21 protein-coding genes are annotated in these 23,439 nt (G+C 52.3%); 12 read left to right on the forward strand and 9 right to left on the reverse strand.

Features of this window, described 5'->3' with window-relative positions; translation table 11 throughout:
* The first annotated feature begins 91 nt into the window (after positions 1–91).
* From GRX03_RS10555 to GRX03_RS10565, 3 genes are read left to right on the forward strand one after another with little or no spacing between them, the layout of a single operon-like run.
* Positions 92–901 (forward strand): Cdc6/Cdc18 family protein, encoded by an 810-nt coding sequence (locus tag GRX03_RS10555; protein ID WP_368278322.1) that lies wholly within the window; start codon positions 92–94, stop codon positions 899–901.
* 54 nt (positions 902–955) lie between these two features.
* Positions 956–2,173 (forward strand): AAA family ATPase, encoded by a 1,218-nt coding sequence (locus GRX03_RS10560; protein ID WP_159764183.1) that lies wholly within the window; start codon positions 956–958, stop codon positions 2,171–2,173.
* Positions 2,166–3,401 (forward strand): DUF6414 family protein, encoded by a 1,236-nt coding sequence (locus GRX03_RS10565; protein ID WP_159764184.1) that lies wholly within the window; start codon positions 2,166–2,168, stop codon positions 3,399–3,401. The genes GRX03_RS10560 and GRX03_RS10565 overlap by 8 nt, the downstream gene beginning before the upstream one ends.
* A 386-nt stretch (positions 3,402–3,787) precedes the next feature.
* Here GRX03_RS10565 and GRX03_RS10570 read toward each other — a convergent pair whose 3' ends face one another.
* Both GRX03_RS10570 and GRX03_RS10575 read right to left on the reverse strand, forming a co-directional pair.
* Entirely contained in the window at positions 3,788–4,042 is a 255-nt protein-coding gene (locus GRX03_RS10570) for a hypothetical protein (RefSeq protein WP_159764185.1), read from the reverse strand.
* A gap of 63 nt (positions 4,043–4,105) precedes the next feature.
* Entirely contained in the window at positions 4,106–4,525 is a 420-nt protein-coding gene (locus tag GRX03_RS10575; protein WP_159764186.1) for a CBS domain-containing protein, read from the reverse strand.
* 184 nt (positions 4,526–4,709) lie between these two features.
* On the opposite strand from GRX03_RS10575, the gene GRX03_RS10580 reads away from it, so the two are divergent.
* Positions 4,710–5,561 carry a mechanosensitive ion channel family protein gene (locus GRX03_RS10580; RefSeq protein ID WP_159764187.1) on the forward strand — a complete coding sequence of 284 codons (852 nt, stop codon included), beginning with the start codon at positions 4,710–4,712 and terminating at the stop codon, positions 5,559–5,561.
* 48 nt (positions 5,562–5,609) lie between these two features.
* Here the strand turns inward: GRX03_RS10580 and GRX03_RS10585 are convergent, their stop codons facing one another.
* From GRX03_RS10585 to GRX03_RS10600, 4 genes are read right to left on the reverse strand one after another with little or no spacing between them, the layout of a single operon-like run.
* Positions 5,610–6,398, reverse strand: coding sequence for a 2-oxo acid dehydrogenase subunit E2 (locus GRX03_RS10585; RefSeq protein WP_159764188.1), 789 nt, complete (start codon positions 6,396–6,398; stop codon positions 5,610–5,612).
* The gene (locus GRX03_RS10590) at positions 6,391–6,651 is read right to left on the reverse strand and encodes a lipoyl domain-containing protein (protein WP_159764189.1); all 261 of its coding nucleotides are present in this window, start codon (positions 6,649–6,651) and stop codon (positions 6,391–6,393) included. Before GRX03_RS10590 ends, GRX03_RS10585 begins: the two co-directional genes overlap by 8 nt.
* A complete protein-coding gene (locus GRX03_RS10595) occupies positions 6,648–7,673 on the reverse strand; it encodes an alpha-ketoacid dehydrogenase subunit beta (protein ID WP_159764190.1) in 1,026 nt (341 codons plus the stop codon). The genes GRX03_RS10590 and GRX03_RS10595 overlap by 4 nt, the downstream gene beginning before the upstream one ends.
* On the reverse strand, positions 7,673–8,719 hold the full coding sequence (locus GRX03_RS10600) for a thiamine pyrophosphate-dependent dehydrogenase E1 component subunit alpha (protein WP_159764191.1): 1,047 nt from the start codon (positions 8,717–8,719) through the stop codon (positions 7,673–7,675). The genes GRX03_RS10595 and GRX03_RS10600 overlap by 1 nt, the downstream gene beginning before the upstream one ends.
* A gap of 264 nt (positions 8,720–8,983) precedes the next feature.
* Between GRX03_RS10600 and GRX03_RS10605 the strand changes: the two genes are divergently transcribed.
* Positions 8,984–9,178 carry a hypothetical protein gene (locus tag GRX03_RS10605; protein ID WP_159764192.1) on the forward strand — a complete coding sequence of 65 codons (195 nt, stop codon included), beginning with the start codon at positions 8,984–8,986 and terminating at the stop codon, positions 9,176–9,178.
* Between the two features lie 230 nt (positions 9,179–9,408).
* On the opposite strand, the gene GRX03_RS10610 is transcribed toward GRX03_RS10605, so the two are convergent.
* A complete protein-coding gene (locus tag GRX03_RS10610) occupies positions 9,409–9,741 on the reverse strand; it encodes a hypothetical protein (RefSeq protein WP_159764193.1) in 333 nt (110 codons plus the stop codon).
* Between the two features lie 941 nt (positions 9,742–10,682).
* Here GRX03_RS10610 and GRX03_RS10615 point away from each other — a divergent pair.
* Entirely contained in the window at positions 10,683–11,690 is a 1,008-nt protein-coding gene (locus tag GRX03_RS10615; protein WP_159764194.1) for a tyrosine-type recombinase/integrase, read from the forward strand.
* Positions 11,691–11,821: 131 nt separating this feature from the next.
* Here the strand turns inward: GRX03_RS10615 and GRX03_RS10620 are convergent, their stop codons facing one another.
* Positions 11,822–12,886: a hypothetical protein gene (locus GRX03_RS10620; protein WP_159764195.1), complete on the reverse strand. Its 1,065-nt coding sequence runs from the start codon at positions 12,884–12,886 to the stop codon at positions 11,822–11,824.
* 118 nt (positions 12,887–13,004) lie between these two features.
* Positions 13,005–13,619, reverse strand: coding sequence for a hypothetical protein (locus GRX03_RS10625; protein WP_159764196.1), 615 nt, complete (start codon positions 13,617–13,619; stop codon positions 13,005–13,007).
* 153 nt (positions 13,620–13,772) lie between these two features.
* On the opposite strand from GRX03_RS10625, the gene GRX03_RS10630 reads away from it, so the two are divergent.
* The 6 genes from GRX03_RS10630 (at position 13,773) to GRX03_RS10655 (ending at position 21,924) form a co-directional block, all read left to right on the forward strand.
* Entirely contained in the window at positions 13,773–14,252 is a 480-nt protein-coding gene (locus GRX03_RS10630) for a hypothetical protein (protein ID WP_159764197.1), read from the forward strand.
* 225 nt (positions 14,253–14,477) lie between these two features.
* Positions 14,478–15,287, forward strand: a complete 810-nt coding sequence (locus GRX03_RS10635; protein WP_159764198.1) for a hypothetical protein — start codon at positions 14,478–14,480, stop codon at positions 15,285–15,287.
* A gap of 85 nt (positions 15,288–15,372) precedes the next feature.
* Complete coding sequence (locus tag GRX03_RS10640; RefSeq protein ID WP_159764199.1) at positions 15,373–16,878, forward strand: type I restriction-modification system subunit M; 1,506 nt, start codon at positions 15,373–15,375, stop codon at positions 16,876–16,878.
* Entirely contained in the window at positions 16,871–18,259 is a 1,389-nt protein-coding gene (locus tag GRX03_RS10645; RefSeq protein WP_159764200.1) for a restriction endonuclease subunit S, read from the forward strand. Before GRX03_RS10640 ends, GRX03_RS10645 begins: the two co-directional genes overlap by 8 nt.
* Entirely contained in the window at positions 18,252–21,209 is a 2,958-nt protein-coding gene (locus tag GRX03_RS10650) for a type I restriction endonuclease subunit R (protein ID WP_159764201.1), read from the forward strand. Before GRX03_RS10645 ends, GRX03_RS10650 begins: the two co-directional genes overlap by 8 nt.
* Positions 21,202–21,924 carry a M48 family metallopeptidase gene (locus tag GRX03_RS10655; RefSeq protein ID WP_159764202.1) on the forward strand — a complete coding sequence of 241 codons (723 nt, stop codon included), beginning with the start codon at positions 21,202–21,204 and terminating at the stop codon, positions 21,922–21,924. Before GRX03_RS10650 ends, GRX03_RS10655 begins: the two co-directional genes overlap by 8 nt.
* Positions 21,925–23,439 lie beyond the last annotated feature (1,515 nt).

Consider the following 23,439-nt stretch of genomic DNA (forward strand, 5'->3'; position numbering starts at 1 on the left):
ATATAAATAGTGGTCAAGTGAAACACGGTCCCGGGAAACGTGCATCAAACCATTTCCCAATATACTGAACTGGAGGAGGGGATGCAACTCAGTGTTTGACAAATCTACGGCTTCAAAAGGTGTACTACGGTCAGAAACGTATCTCAACAGCGGCTATCACCCGGACCAACCTATCGGCCGGGACTCAGAAATAGACCGGATAGCCGACGCAGTAAGACCTCTCACACACCGAAAGAAGCCTGAAAACCTGTTGATACACGGACCAGCCGGCGTCGGCAAAACCACCTGTGTAAAACATGTATTCGATCAGTTAGAGAACGAGACTTCTGCCAGATCCGTCTACATCAACTGCTGGCAGTACAACACCCGATCCAGTCTTCTCACACAGCTTCTGATCGAACTCGGGTATCCAGCACCACGGAAGGGAAAACCGGTAGACGAACTACTTTCAAAAATCCGGGAATGGCTTGACAAAAAGCGGAATGTAGCCGTCGCACTCGACGAATTTGACCAACTAGAACAACGCACCGAGATCATCTACGACCTCCAACTGCTCAACGAAGAAGCAGACAACCAAATCGGCATAGTCATGGTATCCAACCACCACCCATCCAAACTCAAACTCGATCCCAGAAGCAGAAGCCGACTAAACTGCCAAACACTCCAATTCAAACCCTACAACCAAGACCAACTCAAAAACATCCTCGAAAAACGAGTCGAACAAGCCTTCCGCCCAGGCACAGTACCCGACGAAGTCATAGAAAAGATCGCCGAACAGGTAGCAGAAAACAGCGGCGACTGCCGAGAAGCACTAGAAATACTGCTGAGAGCAGGAAGAGAAGCAGATTTAGAAGAAAAGAAACGTGTAAATCCGTCTGATCTACCTTTTGAGCAAAGATAATGTTATGAATATCCGGTCTATTATTTTGATCATAATCGAATGCGGTAGTAAAATATGCCTGATAATCTAATTCTCACGGTAGAAGAGGTTGTCGAGGACTCTAACAGGCTCGTTGCAGCCTTTGGTAATCAGAATGAAATCATAGTGGAAAATGATATAGAAGAATCTGTATCCTCTGGCGATGCCGTACGCATCAATGAAGATGGAACGGAAGCTCTCGAATTAATTAAGGCTGGAGGTGTCGATACAGGGAATTTAGTGGGGGTAGTCAAACGGATTTCTTCTGAAAGAGTGGTCGTTCAGACTGACAATGCTCCACTTGGATTTGCTAATCCTGATGATGTTGATCTAGAGGTGGATGACACTGTGGAGATTGCCTCAGGAAGGATTCTTAGAGTGATTGATGATATCGAGCCTCTATCATTTGATGAGGGAGCAGGTGACTCAGATGTGAGCGAGTATAGAACAGACAATCCAGAGAAATCATTTAGCGATATCGGTGGTCTGGATCGGATCAAGGAGCGTGTCCGGGAAGTCGTAGAATTGCCTCTTAGTAGGGCGGAGGAGTTTAGTGAGATAGGAGCAGAGGCTCCGACAGGAGTTCTTTTTTACGGGCCCCCTGGAACAGGTAAAACATTGTTTGCTCAAGCAGTAGCAAATAGTCTTGAAAATGGCACATTCTACAATATCAATGGTCCAGAAGTTCTTAGCAAGTGGTACGGGGAAAGTGAAAGGGAAATTCGCCGGATCTTCGAGGATGCTTCTGATCAAGAGGGGCCCTCTGTAATATTTATCGACGAAATTGAAAGTATAGCTTCCTCACGCGAGGGATCCCGCGAGGTCAACCGCCGGATTGTCACACAGCTATTGACTATGCTGGATGGATTTGATGATTTTGAGGATGTAATTGTCATTGCCGCAACCAACCGTCCTGAGGACATCGATCAAGCACTTAGAAGACCAGGTCGTTTTGATCGTGAAATAGAGTTTCCTTCGGAACTACCCACTAGGGATCGAGTGGACATTCTCAAAACGATCTCTGAACAAGAGGATATGAAAATCAGCGACTCAGTCGATTTCGAGGAATATGGCGCTAAGGCAGAAGGATGGAGTGGGGCAGAATTAGAACGGTTGCTGAACGATGCCGCGATAATCGCTATTAAGGACGGAAAGACTACTATTATGTCTGAGGACTTGAATTTAGCCTTCCGGCAAGTGGAACGCTCCAGACGAAATAAAAAGAAAACATCGAAAGGTGAAAGCAATGACTAAAATGCCGATGTGGCCATACAGTAAGCGTTCCCAAGAGAATACTGATGAGGATTTACCTCTAAGAGAGTTCGTCTATCTTGACGAAACGAGTGTTGTAAGTTTGCTGGCATCGCTTACACGGGAAGTTACACAGGCAAGAACGGAAACTGACACAACTGAGGAACAAGAGGGTTGGGGAGCTAAAATTAAAGCTACGTTGCCGCTCATAGGTAGTGGGGTTGATGCACACCATTTGGAAATCGATAGAGATACTGAAGAGGTTGTTCGGAGGTCAGAAATTCAATCGAAGTTTGACGAGCTTTACAGCGAAACCTCCTCACAATTTGAACTACAGAACGGCGAACAGGACGTCACTAGAGATCTCTCAGATGTCTCTGAAGGTGGTGTTGCTGAGGTAGAGGTTGAGTTTTCGGCTCATGAGCTTTTTCACTATTACAAGGCTTTTGAGTACCTGATCGATATGGCTGAAGGGGCGGAGTATGAGTTCAACGATGATGAAAAACAGATTGTGGAACTGTTGGGTTCTCTGTTTGGAGAACAGATTCCCGTTGTCGGTGAGGTCCATGGATATAGACTGGTAGAAGGGAAGCTCCGGCCAACAGAGACCGTCAGTGAAGATGAGTCTGAACCGTTGCTGATCGTTGGGACTCTTGATCCAGATATGATGTGGCAGGAAGCCAGCCAATTCCTATTCGAGGATAATCAGTATACTGCGTACGTTCGAATTCCTGAACCAGAAATTCAAGATGAGTGGGATCCTCTGAAACTAACCCGAGTTATCAGAAGTATTTCTCCGCGTATTGGAGATCAGTTGAGTGTCGTTCTTGATGGAGCTCTTCGACAGGCAAAGCAGGAAATCGACGAGACTTCAATAGAGAACGTCGCGGTGCAGGATGACTTGGTTAATGATCGTCATCACAATTATTTTGATTATATCGAAGAGGAGCATGAAATCACAGTCTCTGATGAGTATAGAGCTCAAATCGTAGAAGATGCATACGAAAGTAACAATTCGCCAGAGGATGCGTCAGATTATGAGATCGAATCAGAAGTTCTGAAGGACGCAACAGATTCTATTGAAGAAGATAAGGATGTTGAGTTGGATAGAGAGAGCTTGTCTGACTTTCGGTCAGATATTCTTGATCAGCAACAGAATGGGCCAGTTCCGGGTAGCAGTGAGGAGGATCAGAACTATCTGGAGGTTAGCTTTGTAGCTATATATTGGTGAGTTTATACCCTTGCGAGCCGTTCAATTAGTGTTATCTCTCAGGCCGAAAGCCTGCTTACCCGGTGTTTGAAGGGGGTGCGTGATAATACTAAGTTGACGAAGAGACCGGCCAACACCGGAAAAAACAGGAAAGTCCAAGACGCAACCGTGGTTCGGAAAACGGAAGAGATTCCTGCTGCCTGAGGACGGACAAAAATCGGTTTCCAGGCCACGACTTATATCAGTGTCTTGGTAAGGACGAGAGCCCGGGTTCAAATCCCGGCCTAGGCTCTTTTCACGATCCACGTACCCGACAGATCTTCGCGTGTCTCCGAGGTGGGACGCTGGCCACGAGAGGATCAGTCACTCACCGTCCCGGTGACGACGAAGTACCGGTCGAACGGGACTCACCTTTGACTCTCCGTCGCGTGGACGAACGTCCAGTCATCCGTGTCGACTCCCTCGGTCCGTTTGTCGACGCTGTCCTCGACCTCCGACGCGCTGTCGACCCGCGGCATGTCGTTTGCGCGCTCCTCTGCGGAGCGTTTCTCGACCGTCTCCGGGCTACTGTCCGACCCGTCTCCGTCGACGTTTGGCGATATCGTGCCTCGTCGTGAAACCGTTCTCTTGTACGCCCCTGCCTGCCTCGATAGCGTCGACATACGTTCCCACCGAACTCGGCAACACGCGGAGTAGCCCAACCGACTGGTACCTCCGGCGTCCGTTCAGGACTCTGAAAGTCTGATAGGGTCGCCATCCCAGCGGATATCGAGGCGGTGACGGGGGAGATACGGCGCGAGATGATCGGCCGTAACGAATCCCTCGTACCCGTTGTCGACGATCGGAAGCACCGAGATGCCTGCGTCCCGCATCCTGTCGGCGGCGAGACCGACCGGTAGCGTCGGGTCGGCGGTCTGTACTGGTGTCGACATGTACGCCTCGACGGGTGGGTTCTCACCACCCTCTGCGACGGTAGCCACGATGTCCGATTCGGTCACGACGCCGATCAACGTCTGACTCTCTACGACGAACAACGCCGGAATCTCCGGATCCCGGAGCCGTGCAGCCGCGCTCGCCGTCGTCTCGGTCGGTCCGATCAGCGGTTCCCGCTCGACCATTGCCGACGACACTGGCACGTCGATCATATATTCAAATGTTTCGCAATCTACGTAAATCTGTGGTGTGTGTCACGTTCAGGGCCATATTACCTAGTTATTTTGATCTCAATAGCACAGAGATACCAGAATAAACTTTTCTGTCCGGGCCGTCTCCCGCCGGGCGGCCGGACCAGACGCCAAGCTTGATTTCCCTGCCGTCGGTTGATCTGGTATGTCCGGAATCGACATCGCAGCACTGGGTGCGAAATACGCCGGCCTTCTCAGTCAACTGGCCGAGTTCGCACTCGTGACTGTGCTCCTGTACCTCCCGGCTCGGTTCGTCCTGCGGCCGCTGGTCAGCCACGGTCTCGCACGGTGGAACCTGAACCGGACGCTCGAACAGACCATCGAGAAGGCACTGGGTGTCGTCACGGTGCTCGTCGCGGTCGTAGCCGGTGCGTGGGCGGCCGGTTTCGCGGGGTTACTCGGCGGTTCCGCACTCTTTTTCGCCGCGCTGACGCTTGCAATCGGCTTCGCGGCACAGGACGTGCTCTCGAATTTCGTCGCGGGCATCTTCATCGTCCAGGACCCGAACTTCAACATCGACGACTGGATCGAGTGGGAGGACAAAGCCGGGTTCATCGACGATATCGGCTTCCGCGTGACGCGCATCCGAACGTTCGACAACGAGACGGTGACAGTCCCGAACACCGTGCTGGCGACGACCCCCGTCACGAATCGGATGAGCAACGAGACGCTACGGATCTCCTACACGGTCGGCATCGGCTACGCCGACGACATCGATACCGCGACGCGGATTCTGCTGGACGCGGCCGCCGACCACGCCGACATCCTCGACGACCCGGAACCGTCCGTTCGCGTCGCCGAACTCGCAGACAGTGCGATCCTGCTCCAGTCTCGCTTCTGGATCGCCGACCCGGACCGCGAGGACTTCTCCGTCACTCGTTCCGAGTACATCCAGGAGACGAGCGAGCGGTTCCGCGAGGCGGGAATCGATCTCAGCACGACGACACAGCACCAGTTGTCGGGCAACCTCAGCGTCGACACCGACCCGCGGGAGTGAGCACGCGAGCGCCGCTCCGACGAGTGTAGGGATCGTTTCGGGGGCGACTCAGACGAACTGCGACGCCGCTTCGAGATTTCCGGCGAGCGTTTCGAGAAACCGCGCACCGTCGGCGCCGTCGACGACCCGGTGATCGAAGCTCAGATCCAGCGGGAGTTCCCGACGGAACGTGACGCCGCCGTCGCCGTCAGGCATAGCTCGCTCGTCGAGTCGCCCGACCGCGAGAATCGCAATCTCAGGCGGGTTGATAATCGGCGTGAACGAATCGACTCCCAAGGGTCCGAGATTCGTCACGGTGAACGTCCCGTTTCTGAAGTCGCTCATCGAATACTCACCGGCCCGAACGCGGTCGACCAGCGACCGCCGCTGTCGGTGAATCGTCTCCAGCGACTTCGAGGCGACATCCCCGAGCACCGGTGTGACCAGGCCGCTGTCGATATCGACCGCGAGACCGATGTTGTGCTCCTCGTAGAGGCGGTGGGTCCCGTCCTCGTAGGTTGCGTTGAACTCCGGATGCTCCGCGAGCGTCTCCGAGAGCGCACACAACAGAAGATCGACGAACGAGATGCTCTCGATCTCCATTGCCGCCTGCTCTGTCGCTTCGAGCAGTGGCTCCGCGTTCACCTGCCGACTCAGCGTCACGTGCACAGCCTCTCGATAACTCTCGGAGAGTCGTTTCGCGATGGTCTTGCGCATCCGGTCGAGTGAACGCTGCTCGCGGAGTGTCCGCTCGACGGGGTCGGCTCGACCGCCGTCGGCCTGCAACCGAGTGCGATCGGTCCGACACCGGGCGCTGTCTGCCCGATACGACCGGCGTGGGAGTTCGTCGTCAGTCATACTCTCCGATGTACGCGAGTGTCTCTCCGCGCTCGAACTCGCCGTCCTCCGGGACGACGATTTCGGTGACCGTCCCACCCGCTGGCGCGGCGATATCGACGTCGACCTTTTCGACCTGAATCTCACAGATGACTTCCCCCTCGTCGACGGTCGTCCCCTCACCGACGAACCAGTTGATGACGACGCCTTCGTCGTCGTCGGCATCCTCCGGCCAGTACTCGTCGACGTTGATCGCCACTCGGTCGCCGCTCATGGCTCTGTCGCCCGGATCGCCTCCTGGATGTCCTCGCTGTCGGGAACGACCTCGTTTTCCATCGGTCGGGCGTACGGAATCGGGATGTCCGGTATCGCGACCCGCTCGACGGCCTCGACGCTCCCGGGGTCGTCCTCAACGACCCGGGTGATTACCTCGCCGGTGACCCCGAAGGACTGGTAGTCCTCGTCGACGGCGACGAGACGCCCGGTCTTGTCGACGGACTCGCGGATCGTCTCCTCGTCCAGCGGGACCAGCGAGCGGAGATCGATTACCTCGACGTCGATCCCCTCCTCGGCGAGTCGCTCCGCGGCATCGAGCGCACGGTGGACGTGCAGACCGAGGGTGACGACGGTGACATCGTCGCCCTCGCGTTTCACGTCGGCACTGCCGAACGGAATCGTGTACTCCGTCTCGGGGACTGCGGTCTTGGGGCCGTCCGGCGCGGGCAGCCAGCCGATTCCCATCAGTCGCTTGTGGAACATGTAGGCCACGGGGTCGTCGTCGCGGATGGCGTTGTGCATCAGCCCCTTCGCGTCGTAGGCGGTCGACGGGACGACCACCTTCATTCCGGGGACGTGCGCGAAGGTGCCGTACAGCGTCTGTGAGTGTTGTGCGGCGTCGTTGTACGTCCCCCCGACGGCGGCGGTCAACACCATCGGGACGTTGACCGCCCCGCCGCTCATGTAGGTGTTTTTCGCCATCTGGTTGTAGATCTGGTCCATCGCGACGCCGAAGAAGTCGACGAACATCAACTCCGCGATGGGCCGCATCCCCTCCTGGGCGGCGCCGACCGCCGCGCCGATGTAACTCGTCTCGCTGATCGGAACGTCCATGATCCGGTCCCGGCCGAACTCCTCGAGCAAGCCCTCCGTGGAGTCGAAGATGCCGCCGTAGTCCGCGACATCCTCTCCCATGTAGAAGACCTCCTCGTTTTCGCGCATCTCTGTCGCGATGGCCTCGACCATCGCGTCGCTCATCGTTCGCGTTCGCTCGACCGTCTGTCGCTGTTGTTGTGCCATCAGTCGTCACCTCCTGCGAGATCGAAGTTCGGTTCTGTGTCCGTCACGCCCGAGGGTGGGTTCACCCACATGTCGTCGTAGGCGTCCTCGGGGTCCGGTTTCGGCTGGTCTTTGGCCCACTCGATGGCCTCCTCGACACGGCTCTCCGCGCGCTCGCGGATCTCCGCCAGCGTCTCGTCGTCGACGCCGTGGCTGCGCAGATCCGCCGCGAGACGTTCGATGGAGTCCCGGCGCCGGTGAGCCTCCTGATCCGCCTCGGATCGGTATGTCTCGGGGTCGCCCATGAAGTGGCCCATCCGCCGGTGGACCTGCACCTCGATGACCGTCGGTCCGTTGCCGTCTCTGGCACGCCCGACGGCCTCCCGGGCGGCCTCGGACACCGCGAGCACGTCGTCCTGATCGACTCGGATCCCCGGCATATCGAAGCCGTCCGCCCGACGGGAGCCGTCCTGGGAGTCCGCGACCCGCTCTTTGGGCATGCTGATCGCCCAGTCGTTGTCCTCGATGATGAACACGACGGGCATGTCGTGGACGCTCGCGAAGTTCAGCGATTCGAGAAAGGCCCCCTGGCTGATCGCTCCCTCCCCGAGGAAGGCGACGCCGACGCTGTCCTCGTTTCGCTTCTGTGCCGTCAGACCCGCACCGACCGCCGGCGGAACCCCCTCGGCGATGATCCCGCTACAGGCGAAGTTCACGTCGGGATCGAACAGGTGCATATGTCCCCCCTTCCCGGAGGAGAGGCCGGTCTCGCGGCCGAATATCTCGGCGGTCATCCGCTTGAGATCGACCCCCTTCGCGATGGCGATGTGGTGCGGGCGATGCGGTGCCGTCACGGTATCTTCGTCGCGGAGGTGGTGACAGACGCCGACCGCGGCGGCCTCCTGACCCGCCGCGAGGTGCAACTCGCCCGGAATCTGGCCGGCGCTGATGTCGAATCCGGGTGTTTTCCCCTCCATATACTCCTCCTGCAACCGCTCCTCGTACACTCGTGCCGTCACCATGTCCTCGTAGAATGATTTCATTTGTGTGGTGCTGACGCTTGTCATGAAACCCCCCAATCGTTGTTGGTTCGAATCCGACATAAAATTTGAGGGTGTCAAAAACCGATAGTACAACCGGTTTATTTCGTGTTTCGTGATGAACGCCAGCTGATGATCTACCTGCGGTGGTCGCTTCGTCTCCGGTTTCGTGTGTCCTGTTTCGTCTCGACTACTTCGCGCCGGGCGTCTCTTCGAGGCTTGATTGCGGACATTACAGTGGAAGATCTATTAAATCGAACAATATTTTGAATCGCGGGAAACGACACATCTATGCCCTCCACCGAAGACACCCACAGTAGCGGACCGAGTGAAAGAAGGCTCAGTGTGATTCTCTACGTCCTGGGTATCGTTACCGTTCTTTTCCTGACTTTCATGTTGCTGATTTACGAAGGCCCCAACGCGCTCAGGATTATCCGGATCGGGTGGGTCGTCTCGATAGTGTACCTGGTTTCTAAGCTCGCATAGGTGGGTTCGTCTTCCAACAGGACACGCTGGTGCTGTCTCATTTGTTGGCGGGTCGGCCGCCAGTCACCCTGAGATATTGTGGATGCTATGGTCTCGGACTGGCGGCTTGCGGTGACGGTCTCACACAGATTGGTGAGAGTGGCCCAACAGTTCTGGCGTATTCCTGCGTAAAAAGATAAACATCGCCGTTCGAATTCAGCTGCAACCAGGGTTACCGACTGGCTCAGTCACTATTCCACTCCCAGAATACGGGCGACATCTCTGGCGTCACGCACGTTAATGGTATTCGCCTCTGACTCCAGGCTATTACTCTGGTCAATCGCTTCGTTCGCACTCTCAATATTCCCCTCACGAGAGTATTTCGCAGCCTGTTCTGCTTGCCACATCGCCTGTTCCATCATGGATGCATGTTCCTCTGCATCACTACAGATTTGCTGGACACGTTCATTGTTTATTTCATACGCGAGATCAAGTGCTTGGGCAAATCCTGATGCAGCGCTTGAGAAGTGCTGTTGCGCTGTACTTGCTTCGCTCTCTGCTTGACCGTAATTCTCGGAGTTCATTGCGTTGACTGCGTTATTTCGCGCAGAAATACCGTTATTCAAGCTACCGAGCGCCTCGTTATATCTGTCAGCCAACCTCTCCCGAGTCCGCCGGTTCTTACTGTTCCCATCGTCGGACTCCCCACCAGAATTTCCTCGCTGGCCCACGCTCGGGGTGGTTGTATTTGTTTGATCTTCTTCACCCTCGTTCTTTCCACTCTCTTCTATCCAATTAGAACACCCCGAGAGCGCAACCGCAATCGCAGTTCCTGACCCAATCAGGAGGGATCGTCGTGAAGACATACAGACAGACGGCGTCGGTACGACCTTAAAATTAACTCTACTTTAACATTAGATAACAACTACACTACAAGCATTTTGGATTTTTCAATTTAAATATAATGTCACCTGAACCCGTAGTGAGGTTGCACGGTAATGAGAACGGTGACCGGTCTGTACGACTCTGTTATTTCCCTGTTCTTCGTGACCTGAACCCGGACCCAGACGTGCTCGCTTCGCTGCGCGCGACCGGTGGGGATTCAGATCCACACGTCCGCAGAGCAGACGCTCGGCTCGCCATTTTTATTCGTTCAGAAACGGACCCGCCGGGACTGAGCAAAACCGAAGGTTTTGCGAAGGTCGGCGAGGCCACTCACTTCCTTCCGTCGCTTCGCTCCGTCAGTCTTCGTGGCCTCGCCGGGATTTGAACCCGATTGCAAGACTCGCTACGCTCGTCTTGCGTGATTCAAATCCCGTCTCGACCATTCTCGCTCGCAAGAACTCGCTCCGATGGACTCGCCGGGATTTGAACCCGGGGCCTCTTGCGCCGCGACAGGGCCTCCTACCGCCGATTTGGGGGAGGCCGTCGCGGCGCGTGGGGTGCGAAGGACCGCCGCGGCTGCCAAGTTGGGTTGAGCGAAGTCCGACGGTGCGCACCCTCACGCGCGTTCGGTGGGAAAACCATGAACGCAACACCACCACACGAAGCCAAGAACCGCTACCTGAAAGACAAGTCCACCGACGTTACCGACTCGACTCTCTCGAACTACGAAACCACGTTGAACGTATTCTGCGGCTGGCTCACCGATGAGGCAGATGTGGATACACTCAATACGCTAAGCAGCGACGATACACAGAAATTCAAAGAATGGCGGCTCGAACGGGTGAAAACCATCACTCTCAAGAGCGACATGACCTGCATCAAGGGCTTTATCCGGTTCTGCGAACACATCAATGCCGTACCGGAGGGGATGCACAAGTTGGTTCGTGTGCCGAAACCGAGCCGCGAAGACGAGGTGTCCAGCGATCTAATCACCAGCGAGGAAGCTAGCGAGATCTTGGACTACCTCGATACCCACGAATACGCGAGCCTCCGTCACGTCATCTTCCGTACCCTGTGGAAGACCGGGATGCGGCGGAGTTCGCTGTACGCGCTTGATGTAGACGACTTCGATGACGGATCAAAGCCGGTACTCCGCCTGCGTCATCGGCCTGATACCGGCACGCCGCTCAAGAATAAGCGCCGAGGCGAGCGGGATGTGCGTCTTGACCGAGAGACAGCAGATGTGATAGCCGACTTCCTCAAGCACAATCACCCCAGCGGGACCGATCAACACGGACGGACGCCGCTACTCATGTCCACACAGGGGAAACGATGCAAGCCTTCCACCATCCAACGGAACATCTACACCGTCACTCGGCCCTGCCACTACACCGGCGAGTGTCCCATGGGCCGCGACCTCGATGAGTGCGAGGCAACATCCTACAATACAGCGAGCAAGTGTCCGGGTTCGGTCGGCCCACACGCCCTTCGGCGCGGGTACGTCACCGAGGCATTGAACGCCGGTCAACCACGTGACGTAACTGCCGACCGAGTAGACATGACTACTGAGGTATTGAACAAGCACTACGATCACGCGACGAAAGAGGAGCGGATGGAACGGCGAGAAGACTACCTCGTTGATGTATAGCGACTTCGAGTGAACATCAAGAGTTATTAGACACCACCGCATACACCAAAATGAGCGTCTTTGAGAGAAGACGTGATTTCAGTCCCTCACAGGGGATTGACTTTTACACTCATTAGTCGCAACTACTCCTCTTATCCCTCAAAATACTCAATTGCTTCGTCTCCAACAATTAACTCGACATCCTTATTCAGCTGAGATAGACGGGTTAATTTATCTGTTTCTCTGTCCAGGGCAACCAGTACATCCCCTTCCGAAATATAGTGTCGGTCGATTTTCATGTCAAGCGATTTGACACAGCCTCGCTTCCGATAGGCATAATCACAGGCATACCGCATGGCGTCAAGAGATTCCATTTCTTTTTTACCCACGTTCCCTCGATCTATATATATGGTTGGCTTCGGGTAGTGTTGGGAGCGTCGGATTGTTTCATTTCGGCTCGGAATCATACGCTCAAACTCGTACTCTTGTGATGTACTCAATCCATCTGCGTCGATCCAAGCATCTGAATTACTCCCATCATCATAATACTCCCGCAGGTGTTCATAGATATTCTGTGCGAACAATGGATAGACTTCCTGCTCTAAATATCCCATAATAATATCTGCGGCAGAAAGTAGCGGGTACGTTTGATCTCCGTTGGGAACAATATTTAGGTGCTCTGATTGATCGCCCAATTCTGACCACATTTTATTATATTTCCCAGTGAAGTCATCAGTCAATATATTATTTCTATTTTCTGTGGGTCTACTACCATCATTGTCAAGATACTGCCATATTGACACAAGATTATAATACGAAGATAGTTTCCCAGTCAGCAGTTCTTGAGCGTTTATTCGGTTATGTGAATGGTCGTCATCTTTGTAGATGTCAACCCACGAAGGTTCAAAGTATGTTTCTGTAATCTGTATAGTTTCAACAGAATTTATATCTAGTAGAGAAGTCGCAATATCAACCCGAGCTTCATCAATCCTCCAATCGGCGACCCATCTGTTAATATCTTTATTTTTTATGACCTCGAATGGGACTCGGATATTGTATTTTTCTTTCTTTTCTGATATGACCTCTTTATAACTTTCATCGAAGTCATCAATATCCTTCACAGCGACTGCAACAGAAAGAAGGCTGGCTCCTCCGGGCCGTTCACTGTCAAATCTCACTACCAAGGAATCCGAAGCAACCCAGCCATTGTTTGTCATACACATTGTTTGATGCTAAATAAGTATAAATTATGGGGAGGATAATGATCATGGATTCAGTAGAAGTTCGATCCCGTAACACGGCCAAGATTTCTTAACCACTGGGGTCTGGTTCGAATCACTGATCAACTCCTCGACCGACCTCCTGAATAGCATCTAATGCCCGGCTCATTTTTTCCCTCACATCTTTGCCTACGCTGATCGTGTCTTGTGCGGCCCTTTCGTATCTTCGCGGACCAAAATCGGCCTCATATGGATATAACAGTCGTACTATTTGTACACCATCCCAAATTGGCCCATCCTCTGAATTCTTATTTTCCAAACTCAGATTCTGTATACGACAATCTGTGTGCGTTATGTAGGAGTCTGCCTCCTCCAGAGATTTCCTCGCTTCTTCAATGCCAATATCGTCAATGCGCTCATATGCAACCTTCTTGTGTAAGTCTTCGTCGCCTATTGTAGTCTCATCAATCTCATACCTCTCTATATGGCCACGAAGTAGTTGGTTTTCCCGCTTATATGCTGCTATCAGTTCATTACTGAGACGATATTCGTATTGTATCCTGAAATGTCGAGTATACGGCTCTGCTAATAGATCTATATACTCATCACCTCGATGTAGTGTGAATTTCAGACCAGATTCACTTTTTCTCTGAGCATATATCGAGTCGCCAGCACCCAGAGCATAAGCCAATACTTCTCCGACCGCATCATAATATTCGTCAGCAGCCATTCGTAGGCGTATACTGCGGGAAATTTTATTAAATTATTCACCACGATGAGAATCTCTGTTACTAAAATCAACTAACATTTATAGTATCTGTAGTAACGTGACGGTAATCTACTGATCATGAAAATTTTAATGTTGGCGTCTTATTCGCGAAATATGGCTGATGAAAATAATGAAGGTGATAAGGATAGTAATCCAGAAACCAGCGAAAGCGAAAATTCAGAATTTAATGTATTTACAGGGTTAGAGGACGCGGGTGATGACCGAAGTGGATCTCCGCCACACGCACCAGAGAATGATAATGCGCCGACAACTGGTCAAATGGCAAACGAACAGCCTGACTTGAACAAAATCCTTGCAAACCTTGAGGATATAACCGACTTAATAAGAGAATACTTTGAACAATCCCGAGAAAATAAGCGAGTAGAAAATGAACGAAGACAGCGTTACTTAAAACACCAAAGGAAAGTCATCTTTACGGCTGCGATTACATTTATTGTCGTTATTGGGATCTCGGCCCTGATGACATTCTACAATGCTCTCAGTGGAGATGCTTTCACTTTTGTGCTGGGGACACTGTTTGGTGCTATTCTCACTTTCTTACAGAATATGCTGGGTGCGAATAGTGAGGACTAACTTGCGTTGATATCCTTAATTCACAGCAAGTTCGTACCGTCTTATTCTGGAATACGACTAACCCACCGATGACGAACCGAATAAAATTCCAGAGAAGCCATCCCATCCTCTTGAATAATATCCACCAAACTCACGGGAATTGATACCGGTCCTGAAATTATATTAACAGTGAGTTAGAATCTACCTGTCGTCCCACCGTCGCGGTAGCCTATACCGATAACAACCATGGATATTGAATTACCATCTGACAACGATCAAGAAGATGATTCCGTGTTTGGTGGCCGTATTGATGCCTATGAGGCGTACTGGCTGTACGTTGACGGCGTGAGATACGTCGGTCCCGCATTAGAGCAGTCTGAAGCCACAAAACAGGACGAGGATCGTTCTCCGCTCGCTTGCCACTATAATCACTTCTATGAAAAGAAGGAAGAATACAAGGATAGGTGTAAGGATCTTCCAGGGTCCCTTCCTAAATACAAAGATCATTTTGAAGAACCGCGGGGTGATGTCCGAAAGATTCCAGAACACCGGCTGTCTGATTTAGGACTCGGTCAGGAGGGTGATGATCCAATTTGGCTTCCCCCAGAGTACGAGTTGCCGGATGTATGGGAAAATGATCTCGATGAAATGGACGAGCCGGAGCTTCGGGACCTTGTCGAGAAACTTCGAGAGGAAAAGAAAGAATTGAAACAAGAACGCGATGATCTGCGCGAGAAATTAAAACAGGTTCGGCAGTCGTTGACGAGTTTTCTTGATGATGAGTCGATGAATAAGAGCGACGGTGATTCGGCAGCCTACACCTGCAATAATTGTGGCCGGGCATTTGAGTCCCGAGCAGCTCGGAACGGTCACAAACCCCACTGCGATGGCGTGTCTTCTGGCAATCGTGCTTCGGATGATAACGCGTCCCGGCAAGACTTGGCTCAACTTGCTGAGGACCTACCCGAAATATTGGAAGAACAATCGGACACAGATCATGAATCCGCTGAGGAGGAGCTGAAGAATCTAAATCATCTGCTTCAAGGTAGCCTGTAAACGCGTTCTTATTACATCTATCTGTCAGGGAGGCTAATAGACACTCACCGTAGCAAATAACATCATCCGGCCAGATTGGACGGACATGGCTCTCACGTTGGATGATCTTGATTCACATCTATTCAAATGCGCTGACATCATCCGCGATGCAGTAGACCCGACGGATTATAAAGAATACATCCTCCCGCTCGTCTATTACAAGGCGATTTCCGACGAGTTCGAGAAACAGTACGAGGAGAACCTTGACGACTACGGCGAGGACTTCGCTCGTGATCCCGACCTCTACGACATTCCTGTAGTCCCGGAGGGCTACCTCTGGGAAGACATCCGTGCGGTCAGCGATAACGTCGATCAGGCACTCAACGAGGCTTTCGATGCCCTCACCGAGGAGAATCCTGACTTGGAAGGCGTCTTTCTGGCGGATTACATCGACGCTGGTGGCCTCGATGACGACCGACTGGGCAGACTGGTCGAACACCTCTCGAAGGACGGGTACGAACTGGACCGCGATAGCGTTCCGCCGGACATGCTTGGTGAGGCGTACATGGACCTCGTTCGCCACTTCGCGGAGGAGGAAGGCAAGTCCGGTGGGCAGTTCTTTACACCGCCGCACATCGTCCGGCTTGCGGTCAAGCTCGTGGACGACTTCGAGGATGGTGACGAGTTCCACGACCCTACAGTTGGTTCCGGTGGGATGCTCATCGAGGCTGCGAAGCACTATCGGGAGGAGCAAGGCGGTGACCCCTCGAAGCTCCGTTACACTGGTCAGGAAATCAACCCTGACATCGCGGCTATTGCCCGGATGAACCTGTTCCTCCACGGGCTGACAAACTGGTCGGTCGAGCGCGGCGACTCGCTCTCATCGCCGGCGTTCACCGATGGGGACCAGCTGGAACGGTTCGACTATGTCCTTGCTAACTTCCCTTTCTCGGCAGACTGGGCGAAGGACGAACTTCAGGACGACCCGTACAACCGCTTCGACTGGCACGAGAAACTACCCCGAGCTGACCGCGGTGACTACGCGTTCATCATGCACATGGCGAAGCAACTGAAACGCCCCAGCCTCGATGACACCGGCGGAAAGGCCGCCATCGTGATCCCTCACGGCGTGCTGTTCCGCAAACACGAGAGCCGGTATCGGGAACCAATGCTGGAAAACGACATGGTCGAGGCCATCGTCGGTCTACCAGAGAACCTGTTCCAGAACAACTCGATTCCGTCGGCCATCCTCGTGCTGAACACGGACAAGCCCGCCGAACGAGAGGGCGAGGTGCAGTTTATTCACGCCGCCGACGAGGACTTCTACGAGGAGCTGTCGAACCAAAACGAACTAACCGAAGACGGCCTCGATCACATCATCGATAACTTCCGCGGGTGGAAAACCGAGGAGCGCGTGAGCCGTACTGTGTCTTTGGACGAGATTCGAGAGAACGACTACAATCTCAATATCGCGTTGTATGTAGATACTACGGAACCGGAGGAAGATATTGACGTGGAGGAGGAGCTGGCGACACTGCGCGAGTTACAGGCTGAGCGCGATAAGATCGAGTCGCGGATGACTCGACACATGGAGGCGCTAAATTATGAGTAAGGACTCTACCTTGGACGACTTTATCGAGGATAAGAAAGAGAAGTCATCGAATCTGAAACTGGGTCCTATTGAGATAGACATACCGGATGAGTGGGACTCGAAAGAACTGACAAGCGTACTCGATTTAACCACTGGGAATAACTACTCTGGAAAGCATCTCTCGGATAATGATAATGGTGGTCGTATATTCTTAACACTGAAATCGGTAAATAAAGGAGGCGGTTTCAACTGGGATAGTCTAAAATACTACACTGGTGAGGTGAATGACAAAGAAATAGTAGAGCCAGGAGATCTACTCATAGCCAATACTGACGTTACCCAAGACGGAGACATTGTCGGGTATTCCATCAGGGTACCTGATTTTAACTCAAAAAAAGAGATTGCGGCGTCAATGGATCTGTCCATCTTACGGCCTAAATGTGATAGTATAAATATCCCATACGTAGAGTACCTTCTACAGACGAATTATGTGCACTCTCGAATGCGAGCATTCAGTGCAGGTTCAACAGTCCTACACCTGAATACCGATCTTGTAAAATCACTCTCTCTTCCTTTCCCACCACTCCCCGAACAGCGCAAAATCGCGACTATACTCCACTCCGTCGATCAGGCGATTGAGAAGACCGAGAAGATTATTGAACAAGCAGAGAGAACAAAACAGGCTCTTATGCAGAGTCTCTTTGTAGATGGGTATTTTGAACATGGTGAGACAGTTACCGCTCACCACCAGAACCGACTTCCTCGGCATCCAGCAGAATGGCAAACTAAACCAGCAGAAGATGTGATGGAGGTGACTCGAGGTGCCCATCCCCGGCCTAAGAGTGACGATTCTCTTTGGAGAGGAGAAACTCCTATTGTGAAAATCGGCGACCGGAATCGAGGGGATTCCCGTACGATTACCACAACGAAAGAGAAAGTAACCGAAAAAGGGAGCCAAAAGAGTAAATTGGTTGATGAGGGAACTTTGATTGTATCTAATGCTGGGACTGTTGGGGTTGCCCGAATTACGGGAATGCAAACCTGTATTCACGACCATTGGCTCATCCTCCGAGACTACGAGGAAGACCTCTCTACACGCTATCTCTACTATTTCATAAACTGGAATCAGGAATTCTTAGAGGCACTTGCATCTGGTAGCACAGTATTGGATCTAAATACTGACGATTTCCGACTATTTGATGTGACCTTCCCGCCGTTGGATGAGCAACAAAAAATCGCTGACTCACTTGACAGCCTACATGACCAGAAGATGGCTAATATACAATACTCTGAGCAACTCAAACGTCTCAAGCAAGGGCTTATGCAAGATCTCCTTTCAGGAACAGTCCGCACAACCGACACTAACATACAGGTTCCCGACGAAATCGAACAGTATGGTTAGTATCCCATCCGAGAGCGGTGTTGAGCGATCACTTCTCTCGTGGCTTGACGGCGAAGGATGGGTGATACACGGACAGGATGGAGATCGGGGCGCAAACGTTCTTGATGACGCCTACAACCGCGATAGTCACGATGTCATCTACTGGAATCTCCTCGAAGAACAGGTAATTGAACTCAATGATGCCGTAACAGAGGGCAACGTCGGAAAGTTCATTTCCTCGCTTCGCCGCGATCTCGACGCCGAGAACCTGATGGACGGCAATCAGGCGTTTCACCAGTTGCTCACCAAAGGCAAGCCATTCGCTGTTCAGCGTGATGATGGGAGTAGTGAGACAGTCTACGTTGACCTCATCGACTACGAAAATCCCGATAACAATCGCTTCCACGCGGTGAATCAGTTCTCTGTCTCCCGCGAGACGACGATCCGCCCCGACGTGAATCTCTTCGTGAACGGGATTCCGCTCGTGACGATGGAACTCAAAAGTCTCGCACAGGATAACGACTGGCACGACGCGGTGAGTGATCTGTTGGCTTACGAGAACGATGCTCCCCGACTGTTTGTTCCCGGTCTGTTCAATATTGCCGCCGATACGATGGAACTTCGATATGGGGCCGTCGGGGCTCCCCGCGAGTTCTACGAACCGTGGAACGACGCACCAGCGGACTTTGAGGATGAGAATTCGATGAGACAGGCAGTCAGGGCGCTCTGCAATCCCGATACCATCCTCGATCTGCTGAAAAACTTCGTCTTCTACGAACAGCGGCCCGGTGGAGACGCGAAGATCGTTCCGCGGTACATGCAGTACTACGCGGTAAATCGCATCCTCGACCGCGTTCGTCAAGGCAATCATAAGCGCGGTCTCATTTGGCACACCCAAGGATCCGGGAAGTCGTTCACCATGCTCTACGCCGCCGAGAACCTACTCTCTCGCCCCGACGTGGCCCGCAACCCGCAGGTCTTCATCATCGTCGATACGGACAAGCTGAACTCCCAGATGCGGGACCAGCTGGCAAACCTCAATCTGAATCAATGGACCGAGGCCGAGAGCATCGATCACCTCCAGCAACTCATCGAAGACGGTCAGAGTGAACTGGTATTAACGACCATTCAGAAGTTTGAGGACGTTGAGCCGGACGTGCAGGGTAACGATGATGTCGTAGTGATGTCGGACGAGGCTCATCGCTTCATGGAGGCTGACCTCGGAAGCCGGCTTGATGCCGCATTACCTGATTGCTATCACTTCGGATTCACGGGTACGCCCGTCCGTGAGGGTGAACGCCACGAGGACCGCAACACTTTCCGTGAGTTCAGCCCCGATGACGAAGACTACCTGCACCGCTATTCAGTCAAACAGGGCATTGATGATGGTTTGATCCTCCCGGTCTACTTCACCCTCCGTCACGAGATGGAGTGGGAGATCGACGAAGCTGAACTTGATGAGGAATTCGAGCAGCAGTTCCGTGGGATGAGTACTGAGGAGAAACGTGAGTTCATTCAGGATAATATCAACGCGACTACGCTGGCTGAACTCGCTCCTCGTGTTGATCGAGCGGTCGAGGAAATTGACCAGCACTACGATGAACACGTCGCACCCAACGGCTGGAAGGGCATGGTAGTCACGCCGAGCCGACGCTCAGCCGCGATGTATGGCGAACGACTGAGCAGACGCCGCGATGAGGGCGAGGTGGAAGTGCTGTATACTGCAACGAACGATGATCCGGATCTTATCCAGCAATTCCACACAGACAACGACGAGCGTGACCAGATCGTCCAAGACTTCAAACAGGAAGCTAATCCCAAGTTGCTCGTAGTGCATAATATGCTCCTGACTGGGTTCGATGCACCGGTGCTAAAGACGATGTATCTCGACCGCAACCTGAAGAATCACAATCTCATGCAGGCAATCGCGCGGACTAACCGTCCCGCACCGGGGAAAGAGAATGGCGAGATTGTGGACTTCCAGGGCGTGTTTGAGAACATCGATGAAGCACTGGACTACGACGCCGAGACGAAAGCCTACGCTGCCCGTGACAAAGACGAACTGTTCGAAGATCTCGTTGATCACCTCGGAACAGTCTGGGATATCTTCGATGGAATCTCGAAAAACGACGACCAGGAAGCCACCTACGAAGCAGTAGAACGCGTAAGCACCCACCCAGAACGGCGCGAGTTCAAACAGGGCTTCCGTCGTCTTCAGAACCTCTACGAAGCAGTGGCTCCCGATGGCCGCCTCGTTAGCGAAGGTATCGAAGACAAGTACAAGTGGCTCAGTCGCGTCCATGTTGCCTTCAAGCGAACCACCTCTGGTGACCCGAAACCCGAGAAAGCAATGCGGGAAAAGACCCGCGACATTTTAGAGGAGAATATTGACGTGGGAGAGATCCGCCGTGATTTCCCGACGTACAAACTCGGTGAGGAGTATCTGGAGGACGTGGAGGGGCTGGACAACCCCGGAGTGAAAGCCTCACAGATTGCGCACGCCACACGGGAGCATCTGCATCCCCGGACCGAGCAGAATCCGCGATATAAGCGGCTCAGTGAGAGAGTGAACGATATCGTCGAGCGGTGGCAAGGTGGTGAAATCGGTGATCCTGAGGCCGTTGAGGCCTTGAGGTCTGTTGAGGAAGAAGTGCTGGAGGTTGAGGAGCAGGCCAGCGAACAGGAATTGAACGATGCAGAGTTCGCTATCTTCACTCACCTCACAGAGGAATGTGAAGAGAGCATCAGCACCGATGAGGCCAGAGAGATTGCTCAGGAGGTCGTGTCGGAGTTCGAAGATCGCGTTGACCGTGGTTACCCTGGTTGGGAATCTAACCAGCAGACTACAAAACAAATTACACAGATTCTGTTCGACATTTTGGTCGCAAATCGTGGGCTTGGACACCTGATCAAGGGAGATGATGAGTTTACAGACGCAGTTCAGGGATATCTCATTGAGAACTATGTCTGAAGTGGCCTCGCATGAAGTCACGTTGCTTGGGGAACGTGTGAACTATGACCTAAAGCAGAGTGATGAAGCGACAGAACCTCGAATTGAGGTGGATATCCATGGAGTGACTGTTATTCTTCCTCCGAAATCGTCCGCAGATCCAGAAATATTACTTCATGAAAATGCCGCGTGGGTGGTTGAAAAGAAACGTAAATTCGATACTTACCGTGAGGATATACCCCAGCGTAAATTTGAACCTGGGGAGTCGTTCCCCTATCTCGGCAACCCTCATGAGGTCATCATTGAGCGGCGTTCTTCCTCTGTGGTTGGAGACAATACACTTCGGTTAGCAAAGCACCACGTTCAGGAAACGTCGGTGAAGCGTGCATTGGAAACCTTGTATCGGCGGAAGGCTCGTGAACGGTTCGAGAGCCAAGCCAATCGTTACGCGTCAGAGATGGGAGTAGAGTATGAGAAGATCGAAGTACGGAACCAGCGGACCAAGTGGGGGAGCTGCTCAACAACCGGAACACTTGGCCTGAACTGGCGATTGATGATGGCCCCACCGGAGATCTGTGACTACGTCATCATTCATGAACTTGCACATCTCAGTGAACCCAATCATACAGACGCATTTTGGTCGCTGGTTGCGAAGTATGATCCAGAATACGAAAGTCACTCGCGGTGGCTTGAAAACCACGGCGCCGAGCTGATCTTCTCTGATGACGACATTTAGGTTAACATTGTAAAATAGCGACTTTCCTGGACTGGAGAGTGAACGCCGAATTTCAGGCTATATATAGAAATTCTAAACAGCCTGCTACCAAAGATCGAAACTTTGACCGAACCCTCATGTAATAACTCCCGTGTGGTTTTTAATCTCGCTGAGAGCGCTAAGGACGCTTTCTGAGAGGTTTCTATCTGGCATAGTGTTTCCCCCTCGCTCAGTCATTAATCCTCATAGGGCTTATCTCAGGCTTGTTTTGGCCGTTTGCAGAGTGTAGGGCCGGTCTGACAATAATGGGGGGTACTGGAATCTGTCAAGATCAGTAGGGGCCCTCTTGTGCCAAAGCTATCTGAATTTGAAAACCAGTGGGGATCAATTCTAACGGTATTTGCATTGAAGCGGTAACTCCTGTAGGTGTCTGTATCTGGAAGGTCCCCAACTTGGTGCATACACACTGGTGAGTCTGGTGTAATCTACACAGTCAGTATAACTTATAAAGTGTACACACCGATGAGGCCGAGAGACTTTACACATGTCTAACTGGTACCGTTTCATTGGTACACATCTAACTGATACCGTGTTATTGGTACTGGTAGAGTTACTATTGAAAGTGGGACGTATGAGAGTATACCTTGTTGTGGGGGCCCTTTGTTGTGGGCCCCTGCTTAGGCAATGCCCACTATGTTGTTCCCCTTCGTTGTTGCATTCAATTGTGGCTCCATTTTTATAGCCCAATTGATCATCTTCCCCTGAACTCAACGACTGTCTCAGGCAAGATCTGGTGGTTATGGAGACTTGATGAATAATGGCTGCCTTTCATGATTTTACTAATTGTGCTATATTCTGGTAGTAACGTAACATTGTAAGTTGCTCCTATCGAGACATCCATGAGGCCAGTTTCCCCGCTATTGGATTCCCAGATTCACGGATTTTTGACTGCTTCAATCATTATATTATTATAATTTCATACCAAACGACAAGACAACATCGTCCGTCATCGGTGTCATGACTTGCTAAGCTCTACAGCAGGAGGAGAGTTCACTTTAATTTCTGGACAATACAAACCTGATACGTTGTCAACTCGGCGTAAACAGTATATCAGTACGGTAGTCGAAGGTGATTCGCTGCTGCTGCTTGGCCTTCGGCGTAGATAGTTTCGATGTATTCAGGGTACCAAATAGTGGTGGTAAAAACGCTCATCTCATTTCCGGACGAAGACCTATCAATTTTGAAATCAACTCGGTCGGTTCCGAAGACCTCAGCCGGGTGTTCTCGCGGCGCGTCACAGTATGCGATTAGTGTTTTCGTGACAGCATCAGAGAGTTCTGCATAGGGTCTACCTGAATCGCTTAGATATGTTACACTGACATTGTCAGATTGCTCCTTCATACTGGACTCTTGTGCGGCTCGCAGATCTTGAGAAAAGTGTAATGACACACGGAGAACTCGCTTATTATCAACCCCACCTGTGATGCTGATGGTTTCAAGGGCTGGAGTGGAAGCAATTGACAATGTATCCTGCTG

The sequence above is a fragment of the Halovenus carboxidivorans genome, assembly GCF_009831575.1.
Classification (GTDB): Archaea; Halobacteriota; Halobacteria; order Halobacteriales; family Haloarculaceae; genus Halovenus; species Halovenus carboxidivorans.